This is a genomic window from Taurinivorans muris (assembly GCF_025232395.1).
GTDB lineage: Bacteria > Desulfobacterota > Desulfovibrionia > Desulfovibrionales > Desulfovibrionaceae > Taurinivorans > Taurinivorans muris.
Genome location: NZ_CP065938.1, coordinates 1,559,129 through 1,578,931, shown reverse-complemented (window position 1 = coordinate 1,578,931; position 19,803 = coordinate 1,559,129). Strand labels below are relative to the sequence as shown.

The following is a 19,803-nucleotide window of genomic DNA, read 5'->3' as shown; positions in this document are numbered from 1 at the left end:
GGTGTGCGCAGAAGAAACATATCGCCCGATAAAAAAAACTTTGCTTCCGCGTCCATGATGTTAAGCATAGAGCCGTTATCGGCGGGGTTTGCCGGTCTTATAGGGGATTTTGGGGGCTGTTTCTTTGGAGGGGGCAAGGTCAGCCATGAAAGGCTTATGCCATTGCCGTGCCTAAACCCAAGTAGGGAATATCCGCTTTTCGCTGTTCCGGAATAAGTTCTTCAAAACGGAGATATTGGTCCTTATGGGTATACATTTCCCGTAAAAAGGCGTTGTTATGCTGATGTCCGGAGCAGCGCACCTCGAAAGCGCCCTGCAAAGGCATGCCGAACATCGCCATATCGCCGATAAAGTCCAGTATCTTATGGCGGACAAATTCATCGGCAAAACGCAGTCCTTCGGGGTTGACAATGCCTTCGTCGCCGATAACGATGGCGTTGGCGAGGGAACCGCCCAAAGCCAGATTTTTGCTGTGCAGGTATTCCACTTCTTTCATAAAGCCGAATGTTCTGGCGGACGCGACTTCGTCGAAGGTTTCAGGGGTGATTTCAAGGGCTAAGCGCTGCACGCCGATTGCTTTATGGGGAAAATCAATGGTGTAGTCGACATAAAAACCGTCGTAAGGGCGGGCGTTGATTGTTTTTCCGTTCGCCTCGAAAAGAAAAGGACGGGTGATTTTCGCAACTTTGCGCAAAGCGTATTGGGAGCGTATGCCGGCTTTTTTGATAAGGTTTGTGATAGGCAGGGCGGAACCGTCCATAATGGGGATTTCCTTTCCGTAAACGTGGCATTCCGCATTGTCTATGCCAAGGGCGAAAAGAGCGGCAAGCAAATGTTCCACCGTGGAAACATGGACTTTTTCATTGCCGAGGCTTGTGGCGAGTTCCGTGGTTGTGACCGCGAAGGGGTCTGCTTTGATTACGGAAACATCTTTTTTGGTATGTATATGGAAACTAATGCCGGCGTCAATTTTCGCAGGAAGGAGTTTCATTTCCACGTCTTTTCCGGAATGAAGCCCGATACCTGTGTAATTGATTGCGTGCATTAATGTTTGTTGAAGCATATGAAATCCTTTTGTCTGGAATTACTCATTTGTGTAACTATATTTTGCAAGTTTCATACCATAAAGATATGTTTGTATTATGTCATAGTTATCAGTATATTAGAGGAAAATTGGCAGATCGCCGCATTGTGTTTTTTTTGCCACAATGCCTTTTCCGCTGTAAAAGTGTGGCGATTTTAACACACAAAAAAGTCTAGAAAACTTCTTGATTTTGCGGTTTACTTTTAGGGGTATATGCTATACTTTATCGGCACAGGCGATAATGTTGGAGAACGTATGCAAGCGAAAGAATACAGGGCGGATATAGACGTACTGAGGGCGATAGCCGTTTTGGCTGTCATTTTTTATCATGCCCATATTCCCTTTTTCCGCGGCGGATTTGTCGGCGTCAGCATATTTTTTGTGATTTCCGGTTATCTGATTACGGGCATTATCAAACGGAAACTTGCGGACGGCACGTTCAGTTTTTTGGAATTTTACGAAAACCGCGTGCGCAGAATTTTTCCGGCTTTGGCTGTATTGATGGTGTTTTGGGGATTATTGTATTATTTTTTGAGTATGCCCGAAATTTTAGGTTTGCAGCGTTCCGTCCGCCGTGCGCTTTTCGGTTTGGCGAATTTTTTCTTTTATGCCAATACGGATTATTTCGACCCCGCGGCGGAAACCATGCCTCTTTTGCATACATGGTCCCTGGGGGTCGAGGAACAGTTTTACTTTGTTTTTCCTCTGCTTTTGTTTATCCTTAATATATATATATATATTAAAAAACCAAGCGGAATAAAAATCGTTCATATTTTATTTGCGCTTTTTTTGCTGAGTTTTATTTTTTCCGCGGTTTTTGTTTTTTATAATCAGAAATTCACCTTTTACATGCTTCCCGCAAGGGCGTGGGAGCTTTTATGCGGAAGTATCCTGGCATATACAGCTTGGACGCCTGCAACGCAAAAAGGAAAAAGTTTTTGCATTTTATCAGGGCTCGGCATAATGTTCGCCTCTATCGTCCTGTCCGGAAATGTTCTTTTTCCCGGTTTTTGGGCTTTGCCTCCCTGCCTTGGGGCTGTTTTGTACATCGCGGGCGGAACCTCGTACGCTTTTTCCAACCGTGCCAATATCATTCATGCGGTAACCAATAATAAAGCCCTTGTTTTTATCGGGGTTATTTCCTATTCCCTGTATTTGTGGCATTGGCCCGTTTTGGTGTTTTATTCCACGTTTCCTTTTTATAAGGAAATCACCTTGCCTGCTGCAGGGGGATTGATTGTTCTTACCATTTTCATTTCGTATTTGTCATGGCGCTTCGTGGAAAGACCGGTCCGCCAGCTTCCTTTGTTTAAAAACAGAAAAATATTGTGGATTGTCACGCTTGTTTGCGCCGCAGGCATTTTTACCATGGCAACGTATATGCGTTACGGAAGACTTTATGATGTGTTCAATTACTCCAGATCGCAAGGTTTTACAGCTTTTCCCAAGCAGGCGGCTGTAAAAGGGAAAATCCCCGTAGATTTCATTTTGATTGGGGATAGCCATAGGTTTTCCGAAGAAAGCGTATTTCAAAAAATGGCGGAACAATACCGGCTGACAGGCATTACCAGTAATCAAAGATTAATGAAAAACACCTTTATTTCCAAGTATAATTATAAGAGGGGAAAAATCGTCAGAATGGAATGGAACAGGCTGACGGAATTGTTTGAACGATATTCCTGCGAAAATCTTTTCATTGTTTTTCGTTATTCGCAAAAAATCGACGGCAAAGAACGGTATTATTCGCAGGATGAAGCATTTCCGATTTATTACATTCCTGATAAGAAGCTCACTCCTCAAGAGGCTTTTTTGCAAAGCATGCGGGATATGCTCGATGAGGCTGTCAGTTACGGAATAAAGCATATTTATGTTCAATATCCCGTGCCGGAACCCAAAGACATGGTTCCCAATAAAGCAACGATGTTAACACTGTTTTTTGAGTACTCCGTATCGCAGATCAATGAAAAATTAGGCGAGAAATTAACAGAATACCGGCAGCGCAATGAGGATGTTTTTGAGGCTTTCGCGATACTGCGGGAAGAGTATCCGCAGATTGAATTTGTGGACATCAGCCCTTACTATCTGAATGCGGATACCCGGCAGTTTGCGGTTATGGATGAGGAAAAGCTCTTTTATTATGATGACGATCATTTAAGCCATGAGGGAGCAATGCTGCATATGGAAGCATATGAACCTGTTTTTGCCCGGATTGCAAAGCAAAAAGCGGAAAATGAAAAACAGGGCGGATAGGAGAAACCATGCAGGCGAAAGAATACAGATCGGATATAGACGTACTGAGGGCGATAGCCGTTTTGGCTGTCATTTTTTATCATGCCCATATTCCCTTTTTCCGCGGCGGATTTGTCGGCGTCAGCATATTTTTTGTGATTTCCGGTTATTTGATTACGGGCATTATCAAACGGAAACTTGCGGACGGCACGTTCAGTTTTTTGGAATTTTATGAAAACCGCGTACGCAGAATTTTTCCGGCTTTGTTTGCAATGGTTTTTTGCATCGTGCTTTTTGAATGGGTCACTTCGGTCAATATTTTGGAAAGGCGGGAAGTTTTCAGTTCCGCCAAGCGTGTTTTGCTGACTGTTCCCAATATTTATTTTTATTTGCATACCAATTATTTCGACCCCGCGGCGGAAACATTGCCCCTTTTGCACACATGGTCCCTGGGTGTCGAGGAACAGTTTTATTTTGTTTTCCCTTTGCTCTTGTTTATCCTTAATATATATATATATATTAAAAAAATAAGCGGAATAAAAATCGTTCATGTCTTGTCTGCGCTTTTTTTGCTGAGTTTTATTTTTTCCGCGGTTTTTGTTTTTTATGATCAGAAATTCACCTTTTACATGCTTCCCGCAAGGGCATGGGAGCTTTTGTGCGGAAGCCTGCTCGCCTATACCGGCTGGACTCCGAAAGAGCAAAAACATAAACTGTTTTGTTTTTTCCTTGGGATAGTGCTCATGTTCGGGACGATTATCGGTTATGCCGATGTGGTGTATCCGGGATTTTATGCATTGTTCCCCTGCCTCGGTGCTGTTTTGTATATCGCGGGCGGAACGCGTTTGCAGTCTGTTTTTGCGGACACGCTTACAAAGAACAAAGTCCTTGTTTTTATCGGGGTTATTTCTTATTCCCTGTATTTATGGCATTGGCCGGTTTTGGTTTATTATCAGAATTGGCTTTACAGAAGGGATATTGATTTCGCGGGCGGCTGTGTTTTACTTGCCGTAATATTTTTGGTTTCCGTTTTTTCCTGGCGTTTTATCGAAAAACCCGTACGCCAAAAGCCGATTTTCAAAAAACACGGCGTGCTTTGGTTCGGCGTTGTCTGCTCTTTTGCTTTGATATTGTTATTTATCAACAATTTGAAATTCACTCTGTCCTTTGATGACGGGTTCGCGTATACCAAACGTGAACTTCCAGCCGAATACGAGGCGGATAATTCCGCGCATTCGATATTGCTTATCGGTGACAGCCATTCCGGGCATTTAAGACCGCTCATGCGGGAGCTGGGGGAAAAATACCGTGTTTCTTCAACGAATGTCAATATCATGCCGTATCGTACGTATACGTTTGACGGAAGTATCGCGGACAGGAAAAACATAGGGAAAAGTTTCGACAAGTTCAGGGAAAAAACGGAAACAACACGTTTTGATACTGCCGTTATCGCATACCGGTATGATTATTATATCAACGGAGTGGATATTCCGAGAAAAAATTCCGTGGCTAGGTTCAGCCTGAAATCCCTTGATTTTGAAAGTGAAGATCCCTTGGAAGTTTTATATTTCGGTTTGAAAGAAACCATATCGCTCCTGCGGAAAAACGGGGTGGAAACCATTTATCTGGTCGGTCCGGCGCCTCAGGCTGCCGGCTATGTTCCCGCTTCCGCCAACAAGCTTTCCGGATTATTCGGTTTGAGTACGGACAGGATTAATGGTATTTTAGGCGAATCTGCTGCGGCGTATCAGGAAAGGACAAAAGAAATAACGGCGCTTTTAAAGAAATTGACAGGGGAATTTCCGCATGTTTATTTTTTGGACCCGACGCCTTATTTGTTAAATCCTCAAAAAACCGCTTATGACGTTGTGCGCGGGAAAACGGCTCTTTATTGGGATGACGACCATTTCAGCGAAGAGGGGGCGCTTTTGCTGACTCCTTTGTTTGAACCGATTTTCGCTTCGCTGCAGGAATGATTTTTCTGAAAACGGCACGTAAAAAAACGGAAAATTTTTTCTTTACTAAAAGGCTGCAATACAGTAGCCTTTTCATATTGATTTGCAGAACCGCGGGGTTGATATGGCTATTCAAAAATGGCGGCATAAGGATTTGTTGGACGTAACCTATTTATCCGATGAAGAAATTCTGTTCATACTGGATAATGCAAAACGTTTTCAGGAAGTGAATTTGAGAGCGGTGAAGAAAGTTCCCACCTTGAAAGGGAAAACGGTCACCCTCTTTTTTTCCGAACCGAGCACGCGCACCAAACTTTCTTTTGATACGGCTGCGAAACGTTTGTCAGCCGACACGTTCGCGCTTGGAAAAAGCGGGTCCAGCGTGCAGAAAGGCGAAAGCCTGAAAGATACAGCCCTTACCTTGCAGGCCATGCACCCCGATATCATTGTCATCAGGGATTCCAGTTCCGGTGCCGCCCAGTTTTTGGCTGAACGCCTGAATTGCAGCGTGGTCAACGCCGGGGACGGCTGGCATGCCCACCCGACACAGGCGCTTTTGGACGCTTTTTCCCTGCGTGAAGCGTGGAATGGCGAATTTGCAGGCAAAACCCTCCTTATTTTGGGGGATATCAATCACAGCCGCGTCGCCCGTTCCAATATACATTGGATGACGCGTTTCGGTATCAATGTGCGCATTTGCTCGCCTAAAACGCTTTTGCCCCGCTATCTGGACAATTTTCCCGTTGAGATCTATTCCGATTTAAACAAGGCTGTGCAGGGAGCCGACGCCGTGATGTGCCTGCGTTTGCAGCTGGAACGGCAGGCGGCGGGGCTTTTGCCTGATTTGGGGGATTATTCGCGCCGGTATTGTCTGACGCGCAGGCACTTGTCGGAGGCAAAGCCCAATGCGAAAATCCTGCACCCGGGACCTATGAACAGAGGGCTTGAAATTTCTTCCGAAATCGCCGACTGTGCCGATAGTTTGGTGCTGAACCAGGTTTCCGCCGGGGTCGCTACCCGTATGGCTGTTTTATATCTTTACGGCACAAGGAATGATGATATGACGCTTAATCCGCAGGTGGGGGAATAGGAAATGATTTTATTTAAAAATGCCCTTTATTTAGGCAAGACCGTTGATTTGCTTGTGACGGAAAATGCAGAAGAAAATGCGCAACACGGTTTTGTTTTCGATGAAAAGGACGGCTTTTGCGGCACGTATCGAAATTATGGTGAGAATTACGGCAAAAAGGGGGGGCGTGTCCTCGCCCTTGCGGAAAACATGAGCCCGCCGGAAAATTGTTCCGTTTGCGATATGGCGGGAAAAATCCTTTTCCCCAGCCTTATCGATGTGCATGTGCATTTCCGCGATCCCGGAATGGAATGGAAAGAAGATATCGATACGGGCTTGGAGGCGGCTTTGCATGGCGGTTATTCGCATGTGTTCTGCATGGCTAACACGAGCCCGGTAAATGATAACGCGGGAATAACACGGTATATGCTTGAAAAAGCCCGGAATACGCACCCGTTCGGACCGTTTTTGCACCCAGTCGCTGCTGCCACCCTCGGACTGAAAGGGGAAGCGCTGGCCCCCCTCGGAGAAATGGCGGAAGCGGGCTGCACCGCCGTTTCCAATGACGGCGTGCCCCTATGCGATACGGAAATAGTCCGGCGCGTTATGGAGTACGCAAGCGATCTCGGCATGCTTTTCATCGACCATTGCGAAGATCCCTATCTTGCCCGCGGAGCGCATATGAATGAGGGAAATTTATCCGCGAAACTGGGCGTGAAAGGACAGCCTGACATAGGCGAGGCTTTGCAGGTCGGGCGTGATATCATGCTTGCCGAATATTTGAATTTGCCCGTGCATATCGCCCATGTTTCCTGCCGTAAAAGCGTGGAGCTCATAAGACGCGCGAAGGAGCGAGGCGTTGACGTTACGGCTGAAACATGCCCCCATTATCTCATTCTTGATGAAAATGCCGTTGATAATTACAATACCAATGCGAAAGTCAATCCTCCCCTGCGGACTTGGGACGATGTGCTCGCCATGCGCGAAGCTGTGAAGAGCGGAGTTATCGACTGCATGATAACGGACCACGCCCCCCATGCCGAACATGAAAAGGAGAACCCCCTTGATATGGTGCCCAATGGCATCAGCGGACTGGATACCGCCCTGACTTTGCTTTGGCAGCTCGTGTGCGAGGGCGTTTTGACGCAGGAGGATATTGTCAGAACCTATACAGTAAATCCTGCGAAGCGCTTTAAATTGCCTTACAATGGTTTTGAAAAAGGCGATGTTGCGGACTTTTTCTTTTTTGACCCGGAAATTGAATGGACGGCGGATAAGGAAAGTTTCTATTCAAAATCAGCCAATACGCCTTTCTTGGGACGAAAACTGCGGGGACGTGTCTGTGCCGCTTACCTCGGCGGTAAAAAAGTGCTGTAAGGTCGGATACGAAGACTGTTTTATGGCATATGGTGCCGTAGCCGGAATGAATACGGCTTTGTGTTGCCGCGGAAAATTATGAGGTTATCGAATTAAACCACCTGTTCAGCAGGTGGTTTTTTCCAGCTCTCTAAAGCTGTGTTTCTGGTGTGTTGAAATGGCAAGAGAATATGGAAAGGGCACGACAGGACAGGAAATTTTTATTTGTATCACGCCGCCTGTGTTTTTGATTATGATGTTATCATTACGGAGTACCGATGGATTTGTTTTTGTTTTCTGACAGCCGTTATTCGTCCAATTCACAACAAGCGCGGGTTATGAGTGAAAATTGGGTTGAAAAAAATATGTATTGCCCGCGTTGCGGAAATGCTCACCTTGAAAAGCAAAAAAACAATAGCCCGGTTTCTGATTATAAATGTTCAAAGTGTTTGAGCGAATATGAATTAAAAAGCAGCGGTAAGGCATTTAAAAATAAAATTCCTGACGGTGCTTATGGGAAAATGATTGAAAGAATATGTGCAAACAATAATCCTGATTTTTTCTTTATGCAATATGCTGATTCTCCTTTGACCGTTGTGAATTTTACTTTTGTTCCAAAGCATTTTTTCAGCCCTGAAATTATTGAAAAAAGGAATGCGCTGACGCAAAACGCCAGGAGAGCGGGCTGGATAGGCTGTAATATCTTATTTTCGGAAATTCCGGAGCAAGGCAGAATCGCGGTTGTTTCCGATGGGAAGATTGTTCCGAAACATGAGGTTCTTAGTCGGGCGGAGCATGTCCGTTTGTTTGATGTTGACGATATTGCCGCAAGAGGGTGGTTTTTTGAAGTTTTAAAATGCATAACCGGATTGAATGCCGTATTTCGATTAAACGACGTTTATCAATTTGAGGCTGTGTTATTTAAAAAATTTCCGCAGAATAAGAATATCAAAGCAAAAATACGGCAGCAGCTGCAATTTTTGCGGGACAGGGGCTTTGTAAAATTCTTAGGCAATGGCGTATACGAAAAAGTCTTTTAATGCTTTAACGGCGTGAACTTTTGAGCCCTCCAAAGCGCATTTTGCTGTTTCCTTTCTTTGTTTTTATCTGTTTTTTTGCGTTAATCATGCTCAAGCGGATTGATTGACGGAGGAAAATCGGACTTTATCATTCTTAAATTCACTTATACGGCACTATGTTTAAACGCATGGATGCTGATCATGAAAACGTTTTGTGCATTATCCGATAGGAACAAGTGTTTTTTATTGGGTAACTCTGTCATGTAACTTGTTGGCATTATCTTTGAATAGGCATGCCAAAAGCTTTGGCGAACAGCAAGGGGAAGTGTACGAGGTAAGCGTGTGCCGAAGAATGTGGTGAAAAGCAGGCAATGATTTTCAATACGGGGGAATGGTAAATCGAAGGTTCCCATACCTGATTGCTTGACAGCGGATTAAACAGAAAAAGGAAGTCGTTTGACTTCCTTTTTGAGATGGTCGGGACGACTGGATTTGAACCAGCGACCTTCTGCTCCCGAAGCAGACGCGCTGCCAGACTGCGCTACGTCCCGAAATTTTTATTTACCTGCTTGGATAACCAAACGTAATCCGGTAATAAGCAGAGTATGTTTGTTCAGCAATTACAATGACATAAAAGCAGGCAGGTGTTTCTTATGGAAGAAGAAAGAAGGTCATATGTCAATTGCTTATTATATCTTGGTGTTCGTTCCGAAAATTTGCGAACATGAAAAAAGGTAAATCAAAAAGGAAGCCGTATGACTTCCCTTCTCAAATGGTCGGGACGACTAGATTCGAACTAGCGACCCTCTGATCCCAAATCAGATGCGCTACCAAGCTGCGCTACGTCCCGAAATTTTTATTTTAGCCGTTAGCGTGCGATAACGCGGAAGTTGTCACGGCGGTTAGCGGACCATGCTTGTTCGTTGGAACCGTCAACAACAGGTTTTTCTTTGCCGTAGCTGATGATTTCCAATTGGTTGGGATTCACACCCAAGAGAACGAGATATTCGTATGCAGCCTTAGCGCGGCGTTCCCCGAGAGCCAGGTTGTATTCTTGTGTTCCGCGTTCGTCGGTGTGACCTTCGATTCTAACGCGGATGCTTGGGAATTGACGCATAATCGCTGCTTTTTGGTTGAGAACTTCGCGGTATTCGTCTTTGATGTCGTATTTGTCAAAATCAAAATAAATGATACCGTCTGTGATTTGCTGTGCTGCTACATCGATAGCTGCCAAATCTTGTTGTCCGGTTGGTTCAACAGGTGCAGTTTTAGAACATGCAGTAGCAAAAACTACCATAAACAAGAGCGCAAGAATTTTGATACTCTTCATATTATCTCCTCAAAACCAACAGAACAATGTCCATTAGGTCTAAAATGTTATGCGAAATACTTATCGATTATTTTTTACCCTGTCAAGAAAAATGTGCAAAAATTAAATATTTTTCTTTCCCGGCTGATAAACAAGGATAAGAACGCTTGCGAATATCGCCGCTATTCCGATTAAACCCCAAAGATTGAGGGCTTCGTGCAAAACGGCAAAACCCAAAACGGCTGCGCCGAGAGGTTCGCCGAGGCTGAGGGTTGCGGCTTTGGCGGTGTCGCAGTTTTTCAGACCCGCCATGACAAGGCAGTAAGCGAGGGCGGTTGCCAGAATGCCGAGCCCCAGGGCGACGGTAATGCCGCGTACGCTCAAAATCCATGCGCAGGGAAAGAAAACCCATATGGGAATAAGCAGGCATGAGGCTATGAGGAAAAGATAGGTCATCACCAGCTCAGGGCTGTTTTCCCGCACCAAATCTTTTGACTGGGAAAGGTAAAAAGCGTAAATCGTGCCTGCGGACAGCGGGAAGAGCAATGCGGTCACGCTGAACGTTTCAGTCCCGTTGAGGTTGAGCAGGACAAGCCCGAAAATAGCCATGGCGGTGCTGACATACCAGTTTTTCGACGGAATTTCCCCATAAAAAAGCAGACCGAAAACAGCCGCCATTATGGGCGTTGTGCCAATGGTGACGACAGTTCCCGCCGCAACGCCGGCTTTTTGCACGCCGAGGAAAAACGTGATCTGGAAACCTGCCAAAGCCGAGGCGGAAAGAAACAATTTAAAATAATCGGCTTTTAAAGGTTGAAAAAGTCTTTTGCCGTAACACCATGCGATAAGGAACATCCCCGCGACCAAAAGCCGCAGCGCCCCGACAATGAAAGGGGTCGCTTCGTCTGGCGCCAAGGCTTGTATGGTTCCGGAACCGCTGAAACATAAAGCTCCGAGAAAAACAAGCAGTGAGCCGTCTTTTTTGCTCTGATCCGCTTGGGATTTAACTGCCGTTGCATTGTTCATAACGTTTCCTAATTAAAAGTGACAGTATCTTCAATTTAGAAGATTTAAAAAATTTTGCAAGCGGAAAAGCATGCTTTATTGCAAGAAGTGATTTTTAATTCTTTTGTTCTTGCCGTATTGAACGCAAAACGGCATTCAAATGCTTTCGGCATTGGGGGGCGGTTTTTGCGGCGGATTGTTGAAAGCGGGCGAAATGAGAAAACGATATGAGCGACGGGAAAGAGGCGAAGTATGCAATGCGGCGGGAGCATTTCCTTATCACATCAGGAATTACATATATGAAAATTAAACTTTCAGGGGGAAACTTTTCCGAAAACCTTCCCCCTGCCCCCTTTCAATACGGCTTAATATTACAATAACATATTGATAAAATTAGATAATAAAACAAGCTCGGTATAGGTTTTGTCTATATTTTTTTGTTTTTAAAAAATAAAAAGGCATTATCGCTAATGCCTTTTTATCGATTGTTTTATTTATGATCAGCCTTGCAATTTGATAATGAGATTGGAAAGAACGTGTGACTGCGTTACCACTTCATTGACAGCTTGCTTTGCTTCAGCCATATTTTGGGCGTTTTCTTTCGCAATGCTGTTGATACTGTCAACGGATTGGGTGATTTCTTCACTGGTTGCGGATTGTTCTTCCGAAGCGGTGGCAATGGCGTGCACTTGGTCGGCGGTTGTGTCGGCAAGCTTTACAATGCCAAGGAGCGCTTCGCCGGCGTCACTTACCATTTCGGTGACTTTTTCAATCTTTTCTACGGCGTTCGCCACAAGATGGGTATTGTCAATGGTTGATTTCTGAATGGAAGCGATAGCATTGCCCACATCCGTGGTGCTTGCCATGGTTTTTTCGGCAAGGTTTCTTACTTCGTCGGCAACAACCGCAAATCCCCGTCCGGCTTCACCTGCCCGTGCGGCTTCGATGGCGGCGTTCAGAGCAAGCAAGTTTGTCTGGTCGGCAATATCGGAGATCACGTTCATAATCTCATTGATAGCTTGCGCATGTTCGGAAAGAATACCCATTTCCGTTTGGAGTTTCAGGGATTCGCCGCGCACGTCCTGCATTGCTTTCACGCATTCCTGCATTGATTCCGAACCGGCTTGCGCTTCGGAGCGGACTGTTGCGGCACTGTCTGCGGTGGAGCCTGCGTTTCTGGCGATTTCAAGAACGGTTGCGTTCATTTCTTCAAGCGCGGTGGCGGTTGTGGCGACACGGTCCGCTTGGTCTTGGGCGCCGTTTTCGGAAAGTTCTATTTGAGTGGAAAGCTGTTCGGAAGCGGAGGAAGCGATAGCGGCGACCTGTTCCAATTCTTTCGCAACATCCTGCATATTATGGTGGGCTTGTTCAATTTGCTGGGCTGCCAATGTTTGGTTGGTCACATCTATCCATACGGTGATCACATCCGTGATGTTGCTTTCCTTATCTTTGATAAGTTCTGTCGCAACGTCCACATAATAGGTCTTATCTTTCAGCGGGGTGTATTCGGCTGCCAAAAGGCTTTTCGCTTCCCTTGAGTTGATGGCGAGTGAAATTTGCGTTTCCCTGCCGGAATTGCGGTAGAAAAATTCGCCGGAAGTCATGCCTATGCAGTCAGCCAAAGGCTTTTGGTTTTCAGTCAGACTGAGCATTTGGGTGTTGGCATATTTAAGCTTGTTGTCCGAACCGAAAACAGCGGTGGGTGTCGGCAGGCTTGCAAGAATTTCTTGTGAAAATTCAAGGGTTTCTTTCATTTTATTAACCATGAGGATAATATTGTTGAATACCCCGATATGCTTGCTGCCGTCATCAACTTCATAATCGCCGGCAATGACTCTGTCCGCGAGATTTACCAGTTCGCCGGGGTCTGCGCCAAGCTGTTTCGCAACGGACTTGCTGATATAAATGGTAAGCACAATGCCAAGCAAAACAGCTAAGAGAGCGGTTATGTACAGAGTGGTCACGGCGCTGTTTTTAACATTGTCGTATTGTTGGCGTACGGCTTGGGAAAGATTTTGGGCGAGCCTGCCAAGTTCGTCCAATTGTTCCGATTCGTTGGTGACGGAAGCTTGGAATGCTCGAGCAAATTCGATGAATTGCTGCAAATCGTCCACATACTTTAAAATATTACCGCATACGCCGCTGAATTTTTCGCTTCTGTCGCTGTACATGGCGGCAAATCCGTCCAATTCCTCCATGTGCTCAAGAAATTCGTTCAAATTCTCTTGCGTGGAAATACGCAAATACGCTTCCAAATGGGCTTCGATTTCAAGCATGTTGGTATGGATGGCTTGAATGGCGACCAAATTGGCTGCTCCGCCGCGGATAAGGCGGGATTGTTCTTCTTTGACGATTGCTGTGATTTGTTGTTCAATATTTTCAAAATCATTGTTGATAATTTTGGTATGTTCTGAAAGTGCGTTGAAATCACCGATCATGGTATCGACTGAAACAATGAGCTGGCTGATTTCTTTTTCATAGGCTGTAACGGCATTGACAGTTGATTCCGCTTTGGCGAATTTGCGGACATTGGCGGCATGGCTGCTCGCATTGGTAATGTGTTCTTTGATTAGTTTAAAATAACTGGGGTCATCATTGGAAACGGCAAGAATGGCGACTTCCTTGGCAAGCGCCGTTTGTGACGCCGCATCTTCTGTTTCCGTAATAAGGTATTTCATGCGTTGCATGTCATTGATCTTATACCATGAAATACCTGCAAGCACTATTAAAAGCAAAATAATAGCGCTAAAAACAAGGGATAATTTAACTGATAGCCTCATACAGCCTCCAAAAAATATGTTAACTACCCTAATCGGTAAGCAGCCATTAAAAGATAGGGTGAAAACAAAAAAAATAGGGAAATTATCCCTATTTTTTCTATTTTTTACAGTCTGCTTTGCACGTAAGGAATTAACCCGCCGCGCCGCAGCAGGTCCTGCATCGAAGGCGGAAGGGGGGGGAAAGGAATTTCAACGCCGGTCGTCAAATTGCGGATAAGCCCCGCGTCAGTATCCACTTCCAGGTTGTCGCCGTCGCCGATTTTTTCCACTTCGTCGCCTATTTCAAGCAGCAGCAAGCCCATATTGAAACTGTTGCGGTAAAAAATGCGCGCAAAACTGTGAGCGATGACTATGGGCATGCCGGCTCCGACAATGGCGACGGGAGCGTGTTCACGCGAGGAGCCGCACCCGAAATTGCGTCCCGCGACCATGATGTCGCCCTGGCTCACGCGTTTTATCCAATCGGGCTCCAAGCCTTCCATGCAGTTTTCCCCGAGTTTTTTGGCATCGGTCGTCACTAAAAACCGTGCGGGAATGATAGCGTCGGTATCTATATGATCACCCACTTTATGGGATTTTCCTTGATATTTCATTGTTTCCTCGCTTCTTATAATGCTTTTGGACTGCCGATGACGCCAAGAACCGCACTTGCGGCTGCGACAGCAGGATTAGAAAGATAAACTTCGGACTGCAAACTTCCCATACGTCCTTTGAAATTGCGGTTTGTCGTCGCAAGGGAGCGTTCGCCGTCCGCCAAAATTCCCATATGTCCGCCAAGGCAGGGACCGCAGGTGGCGGGTCCGACAATGCAGCCTGCGTCCATGAAGATTTCAAGAAGTCCTTCTTTCATGGCTTGTTTCCAAATTGTCGGCGTTGCCGGCAAAATGATGCAGCGGACATCTTTGGCTACTTTTCTGCCTTTAAGAATGGCTGCCGCCTCGCGCATATCGCTGATGCGCCCGTTTGTGCATGAACCGATAACAACCTGGTTCAAAGGCAATTCGCCCACTTCGGAAACGGGCTTCACGTTTTCGGGCAAATGCGGGCAGGCGACCACAGGTTCCATGCCGTTCACATCGAAAACAAGCTCCCGTTCGTAGCTGGCGCCCTTATCCGCGCCGATACGCACAGGGTTCGGATTTTTATGCGCTTTGCAGTATTCAAGCGTTTTGTCGTCGGAAGCGAAAAGCCCGGCTTTTCCGCCTGCTTCAATCGCCATGTTCGCCATGGTAAGGCGGCCTTCGACAGAAAGGCTTTCAATGGCTGTGCCGTCAAACTCCAAGGCTTTGTATAACGCGCCGTCAACGCCGATTTTTCCGATAGTGGTCAAAATCAAATCTTTTCCGCCCACATATTCAGGCAGGGTGCCGTTAAAGGTGACGCGAACGGTCGGAGGGACTTTAAACCATGTTTCGCCAAGCGCCATGGCTCCGGCGATGTCCGTGCTGCCCATGCCCGTGGCAAACGCTCCGAGTCCGCCGTATGTGCAGGTATGGCTGTCGGCACCGATGACGATGTCTGCCGGTTTCACAAGTCCTTGTTCAGGCAAAAGGGCGTGTTCGACCCCCGCTTCGCCGCCTTCGTAATAGTGGGTGATACCGTAAGCACGTGCAAATTCGCGTGTTCCTTTGACTTGGTTTGCGGAATCAATATCTTTTTGAGGAGTGAAATGGTCCATGACAAGAGCGATTTTATCCTTGTCAAAAACATCTTTCGCGCCCATTTGCCTGAATGATTTGATCGCCAGCGGCGCCGTGATGTCATTGGCAAGAACGAAATCCACTTTACAACGTACAATTTGGCCTGCTTCACGGATTTCTTCGTCCGCATGCATCTGCAGTATTTTTTGAGCAAGGGTATGAGCCATTCTAATCTCCTTTTACAGCTCGGAATAACGTATATATCTTATTGATTTTTCAAAATCTTGCAACTAGTAATTTTCGTCCTTTTCTTTGCGGACTATGCGGTTCATCGCGTCAACGTAAGCCTTGGCGCTGGAGGTGATGATGTCGTGGTGGGAGGCGCGTCCCGTAACGGTTATGCCGTTTTCGGCAAGGGTGACGGTCACTTCGCCCTGGGCGTCCGTTCCGCCGGTTACGGCATTGACGGCATAGCGTTCCACTTCGGGGCTTCTTTCCAGAATATCCGCAATGACATTGAACACGGCATCGATAGGACCGACCCCGAGCCCCGCCCTGCATTTTATCTCGCCTTTGACTTCCAGAGAAATGGCGGCGGTAGCGGGCAAAATATCCGTAGAACTGTGCACGGAAACGGAAAGCAGTTTGAAACTGTCGGGCATGCGGTAGACTTCGCCGACGACAAGGGATTCGATGTCTTCGTCATGAATGGTTTTCTTCTTGTCCGCAAGAGCTTTTATGGCATTGAAAATTTGTTCGAACTGTTCTTCCGTCAAATCGGTGATGTTCAGACTTTCCAATTTGCTGCGCACCGCATTGCGTCCTGAATGCTTGCCTATCACAATGTCGGAACTTATCCGCCCGATACTTTGCGGAGTCATGATTTCATAGGTTTCACGGTTTTTGAGCATGCCGTCTTGGTGTATGCCTGATTCGTGGGCGAACGCATTGCCCCCGATAATGGCTTTGTTGGCGGGGATAGGCTTGCCTATGATCATGGAGAGCAGGCGGCAGGATGGGAAAAGCTGTTCTTTGACAATGCCGGTTTCCAAATGGAACAAATCCCTGCGCACATTGAGCGCCATGACGACTTCTTCCAAGGACGTGTTGCCCGCCCGTTCCCCGATACCGCAAAGAGTGACTTCCGCCTGTCTTGCGCCCGCCCCGATGGCAGCCAAGGTATTGGAAACGCTCAACCCTAAATCGTCATGGCAATGCACGCTGAAAACCGCCTTGTCCGATACCGGGCAATTTTTAATCACGTAGCCGATGAGTTCCGCGTAATCGCTTGGAATCGCATAGCCTACGGTATCGGGCAAATTGATGACGGTCGCCCCGGCATTGATTGCGGTTGCGGCGGCTTTCACCAAAAAATCCTTGTCGGAGCGGGAGGCGTCTTCGGCTGAAAATTCCACCACCGGACAAAGGCTTCTTGCGAATTTCACTCCCTTTTCAATCATAGCCAACACTTCTTCGGGCTCTTTGCGGAGCTTGTATTGCATGTGAATGGGAGAAGTCGCCAAAAACGTGTGGATACGGGGGTAATTGGCGTTTTTGATCGCTTCCCATGTGCGTTCGATATCTTTTTCCATACAGCGGGCAAGCCCTGCCACCTGGCAGTTTTTCACTTTTTCCGCAATGGCTTTGACAGCTTCAAAATCTCCTTGGCTTGAGGCTGGAAAACCCGCTTCAATGCAGTCAACTCCGAGTTTTTCAAGCTGTTCCGCAAGGCGCAGTTTTTCCTGCAGGTTCATGGTCGCTCCGGGGCTTTGCTCTCCGTCGCGAAGCGTCGTGTCAAAAATGTAAACTCTGTTATTCATAGCTCCTCCAGTCAGGCTGTTGTTTTTAAAAAAGCCTGCCAAAAAATATTTGACAGGCGACTTATGTAATATATTGTATTTATTTCTTTTTTTATTCACAAGTGCCGTCACCTGACTTTTGCAGCCGGCGCAATAGGCTGTGCTTTCTGTTTGGCATATATACGTAAGTATAGACGATACCGCAGATGATATAAACGAAAATGACGGCGAACATGAAGAAAAACGGCTCGCTGAAAAGCAGAATCAATATGAGCATGGCGGCAACGAGAACGCTGAAAGGATGTTCTTTGACAAAGCCGTATTCTTTAAATGAAAAATACCGTACGCGGCTCACCATCAAAAGGGGCGCCAATATGCATAAAAACAACGTGAACTGTGGTAAATACGGTAAAAAACTTTCAGGCAGATAAGGAACGAAAACCACAAAGGCGGCTAAGGTGCAGCCTGCCGCAGGACTTGGCAGACCGATGAAGAAACGCTTGGAAACAACAGCGACATCGACATTGAAACGCGCCAGACGCAGCGCAGCGCAAGCCACGAACAAAAAGGAAACGGCGGTTCCCAGTTTGCCGTACGCCTCCAATTGCCATGTCCACGCAAGTACGCCGGGAGCAAGCCCGAAAGCGACCATATCCGCCAACGAGTCAAACTCGATGCCGAATTGGCTTGCCGTATTGGTCAGACGGGCGACTTTTCCGTCAAGTCCGTCCAGAACCGCGCTTAAGAAAATGGAAAGGGCTGCAGCTTGGAATTGTCCTTTAAAGCAGTATGTCACGCATAAAAAAGCCGCAAACAAGCTTCCTGCCGTAAAAAGGTTGGGAAGCACGTAAACGCCTTTATGCGGTTTTTTCCGTTCAGTCATAATTTTGCCTTATAGTTTTGTTTTTTGGGCTCAGCCTTGTTTTTTGGCGATGATGCTTTGCCCCGCAAAAACTTGTTCGCCGATTTTCACGGCGCTTTCATATTCATCCGGAATATACAAATCAACCCGCGAACCGAAACGGATAAGCCCGAAACGCTGCCCGCGTTTCAATGTGTCGCCTTCGTCGGCGCGGCAAACGATACGGCGGGCGATAAGTCCGGAGATCTGCACAAAAACCCAAGACTTGTCTTGCCCGTCTGTGACAAGATAGGCGCAGCGTTCATTGTCCGTGCTTGCCTTGTCAAAAGACGCATTAAGAAATTTGCCCGGAAAATAAGCGATTTTCTGCAATGTGCCGGAAACGGGGCTTCTGTTCACATGCACGCTGAACAGATTCATGAAAATGGAAATGCATGTTTTTTCTTCACCGGAAACAGGATCTTGTTTTTTTTGAATACGGATGATTTTACCATCGGCGGGACTTACCGCTATGTTTTCGGCGCTTGGCACGACACGCTCGGGGTCACGGAAGAAGTAAACGCTGAACCACAAAAGCGCAAGAAAAAGCAGTGCGCCCAAATAGCATTGGAATATTGCAAAAATTACTGCCGTTACGGCAAGCAAAGCGATGACGGGATACCCCTCTTTCGCAATGCCTATGGATTCGTTTTTCATAGTCAACTCGTTTAATGTTTTTTTTTATTTTAGAAGAATATGCGATTTTGTCAAGCAACGTCCGTTTATGAAAGGAAAAATATGCGTCGGCTTCGGCAGGCGCTTCTGGCGGGGGGTGGGGCAAGGCGGAAAAGGGGCTGTAAAAAGGACGGGCAAGACAATGCCTGCATAAGGGGGTGAAAGCAGAAATAAGGAGCGGGTACGGTTTTCCTGCATGACGTATTGCGCCGCCTGAACGGTTTACATCCGGAAAGTCAGCAGTCATAGCGTTTTTATTCTGTTCAAAAACCGTATTTTCATCATGCCCGAACACGGTACGGCATGAAATTTTCAACGGAATTTTGTGATTTTTTTCAAGATGTGTTTTTTTTGTAAAAAGTTTGGCATAATATGAGGCTAAAACTTGACTAATACGATAATTTGTGCGAAATTTAACATATAGAATATTTTTATTCGGCAAATTTAAGAGAGGATTTTCCAATGGCTAAGTCAATTTATGTGGGTAATTTACCATGGTCAACATCAGAAGAACAATTAAAACAGCTCTTTGAACAATTCGGTTCCGTGCTTTCAACCAAGCTTATTCATGACCGTGACACCGGCAAACCGAAAGGTTTCGGTTTTGTTGAAATGGAAGATGAGGAAGCTCTTAAAGCGATAGAAAAATTAAATGCTTCCGAATATGGCGGACGTACTCTCAAAGTGAATGAAGCAAATCCCAGAAAAGAAAAGTAATTTTTTAATTGCCGTACGATTGGGCGATTTTTGATATGCGAAAAGCGCGCAGGGAAAATACAGCCTGCGTGCTTTTTTATTGCCGGTATCCGTTTATTCGCTCATTGCTTTTTATTGTCAACGGCTTCTTTTTATTGATTGACGGTTTGAAATCATGGTGAAACCATAGCTTGTTTTTTGCGATATTTTTTACAGTATGATAAAAAATTTTCTTATGTGCCGATAATCCGTTTTTTTATAACCGTCTGCCATGCTGCAGCAATGT

General features: G+C 46.2%; 16 protein-coding genes and 2 tRNA genes. 6 read left to right on the top strand and 12 right to left on the bottom strand.

Annotated elements, in window-relative coordinates; translation table 11 throughout:
* Positions 1–154: 154 nt before the first annotated feature.
* Positions 155–1,063: a UDP-3-O-acyl-N-acetylglucosamine deacetylase gene (gene lpxC, locus JBF11_RS07420; protein WP_334314847.1), complete on the bottom strand. Its 909-nt coding sequence runs from the start codon at positions 1,061–1,063 to the stop codon at positions 155–157.
* A gap of 276 nt (positions 1,064–1,339) precedes the next feature.
* On the opposite strand from lpxC, the gene JBF11_RS07415 reads away from it, so the two are divergent.
* From JBF11_RS07415 to JBF11_RS07395, 5 genes are all read left to right on the top strand, one after another.
* Positions 1,340–3,334, top strand: coding sequence for an acyltransferase family protein (locus JBF11_RS07415; protein ID WP_334314846.1), 1,995 nt, complete (start codon positions 1,340–1,342; stop codon positions 3,332–3,334).
* A gap of 8 nt (positions 3,335–3,342) precedes the next feature.
* On the top strand, positions 3,343–5,289 hold the full coding sequence (locus JBF11_RS07410) for an acyltransferase family protein (RefSeq protein ID WP_334314845.1): 1,947 nt from the start codon (positions 3,343–3,345) through the stop codon (positions 5,287–5,289).
* A 103-nt stretch (positions 5,290–5,392) separates the two neighbouring features.
* Positions 5,393–6,358 carry an aspartate carbamoyltransferase catalytic subunit gene (locus JBF11_RS07405; RefSeq protein ID WP_334314844.1) on the top strand — a complete coding sequence of 322 codons (966 nt, stop codon included), beginning with the start codon at positions 5,393–5,395 and terminating at the stop codon, positions 6,356–6,358.
* A gap of 3 nt (positions 6,359–6,361) precedes the next feature.
* A complete protein-coding gene (locus JBF11_RS07400) occupies positions 6,362–7,714 on the top strand; it encodes a dihydroorotase (RefSeq protein ID WP_334314843.1) in 1,353 nt (450 codons plus the stop codon).
* Between the two features lie 257 nt (positions 7,715–7,971).
* Positions 7,972–8,733, top strand: coding sequence for a DpnI domain-containing protein (locus JBF11_RS07395; protein WP_334314842.1), 762 nt, complete (start codon positions 7,972–7,974; stop codon positions 8,731–8,733).
* Positions 8,734–8,876: 143 nt separating this feature from the next.
* On the opposite strand, the gene JBF11_RS07390 is transcribed toward JBF11_RS07395, so the two are convergent.
* From JBF11_RS07390 to JBF11_RS07340, 11 genes are all read right to left on the bottom strand, one after another.
* Positions 8,877–9,125: a hypothetical protein gene (locus JBF11_RS07390; RefSeq protein ID WP_334314841.1), complete on the bottom strand. Its 249-nt coding sequence runs from the start codon at positions 9,123–9,125 to the stop codon at positions 8,877–8,879.
* 61 nt (positions 9,126–9,186) lie between these two features.
* Positions 9,187–9,263: transfer RNA gene (locus JBF11_RS07385), tRNA-Pro, on the bottom strand.
* Positions 9,264–9,485: 222 nt separating this feature from the next.
* Positions 9,486–9,562 (bottom strand) — tRNA-Pro (locus tag JBF11_RS07380).
* Positions 9,563–9,580: 18 nt separating this feature from the next.
* Positions 9,581–10,042, bottom strand: a complete 462-nt coding sequence (pal, locus tag JBF11_RS07375; protein WP_334314840.1) for a peptidoglycan-associated lipoprotein Pal — start codon at positions 10,040–10,042, stop codon at positions 9,581–9,583.
* A gap of 102 nt (positions 10,043–10,144) precedes the next feature.
* Positions 10,145–11,047, bottom strand: coding sequence for a DMT family transporter (locus JBF11_RS07370; RefSeq protein ID WP_334314839.1), 903 nt, complete (start codon positions 11,045–11,047; stop codon positions 10,145–10,147).
* Between the two features lie 479 nt (positions 11,048–11,526).
* Complete coding sequence (locus JBF11_RS07365; protein WP_334314838.1) at positions 11,527–13,806, bottom strand: methyl-accepting chemotaxis protein; 2,280 nt, start codon at positions 13,804–13,806, stop codon at positions 11,527–11,529.
* A 104-nt stretch (positions 13,807–13,910) separates the two neighbouring features.
* A complete protein-coding gene (locus JBF11_RS07360; RefSeq protein ID WP_334314837.1) occupies positions 13,911–14,399 on the bottom strand; it encodes a 3-isopropylmalate dehydratase small subunit in 489 nt (162 codons plus the stop codon).
* A 14-nt stretch (positions 14,400–14,413) separates the two neighbouring features.
* Complete coding sequence (gene leuC / locus JBF11_RS07355; RefSeq protein WP_334314836.1) at positions 14,414–15,673, bottom strand: 3-isopropylmalate dehydratase large subunit; 1,260 nt, start codon at positions 15,671–15,673, stop codon at positions 14,414–14,416.
* Positions 15,674–15,736: 63 nt separating this feature from the next.
* A complete protein-coding gene (locus JBF11_RS07350) occupies positions 15,737–17,266 on the bottom strand; it encodes a 2-isopropylmalate synthase (protein ID WP_334314835.1) in 1,530 nt (509 codons plus the stop codon).
* A 91-nt stretch (positions 17,267–17,357) separates the two neighbouring features.
* Positions 17,358–18,128, bottom strand: a complete 771-nt coding sequence (pssA, locus tag JBF11_RS07345; protein WP_334314834.1) for a CDP-diacylglycerol--serine O-phosphatidyltransferase — start codon at positions 18,126–18,128, stop codon at positions 17,358–17,360.
* A gap of 30 nt (positions 18,129–18,158) precedes the next feature.
* The gene (locus tag JBF11_RS07340) at positions 18,159–18,803 is read right to left on the bottom strand and encodes a phosphatidylserine decarboxylase family protein (protein ID WP_334314833.1); all 645 of its coding nucleotides are present in this window, start codon (positions 18,801–18,803) and stop codon (positions 18,159–18,161) included.
* Positions 18,804–19,283: 480 nt separating this feature from the next.
* Between JBF11_RS07340 and JBF11_RS07335 the strand changes: the two genes are divergently transcribed.
* Positions 19,284–19,538 (top strand): RNA recognition motif domain-containing protein, encoded by a 255-nt coding sequence (locus JBF11_RS07335; RefSeq protein WP_334314832.1) that lies wholly within the window; start codon positions 19,284–19,286, stop codon positions 19,536–19,538.
* The last annotated feature ends 265 nt before the right edge of the window (positions 19,539–19,803 follow it).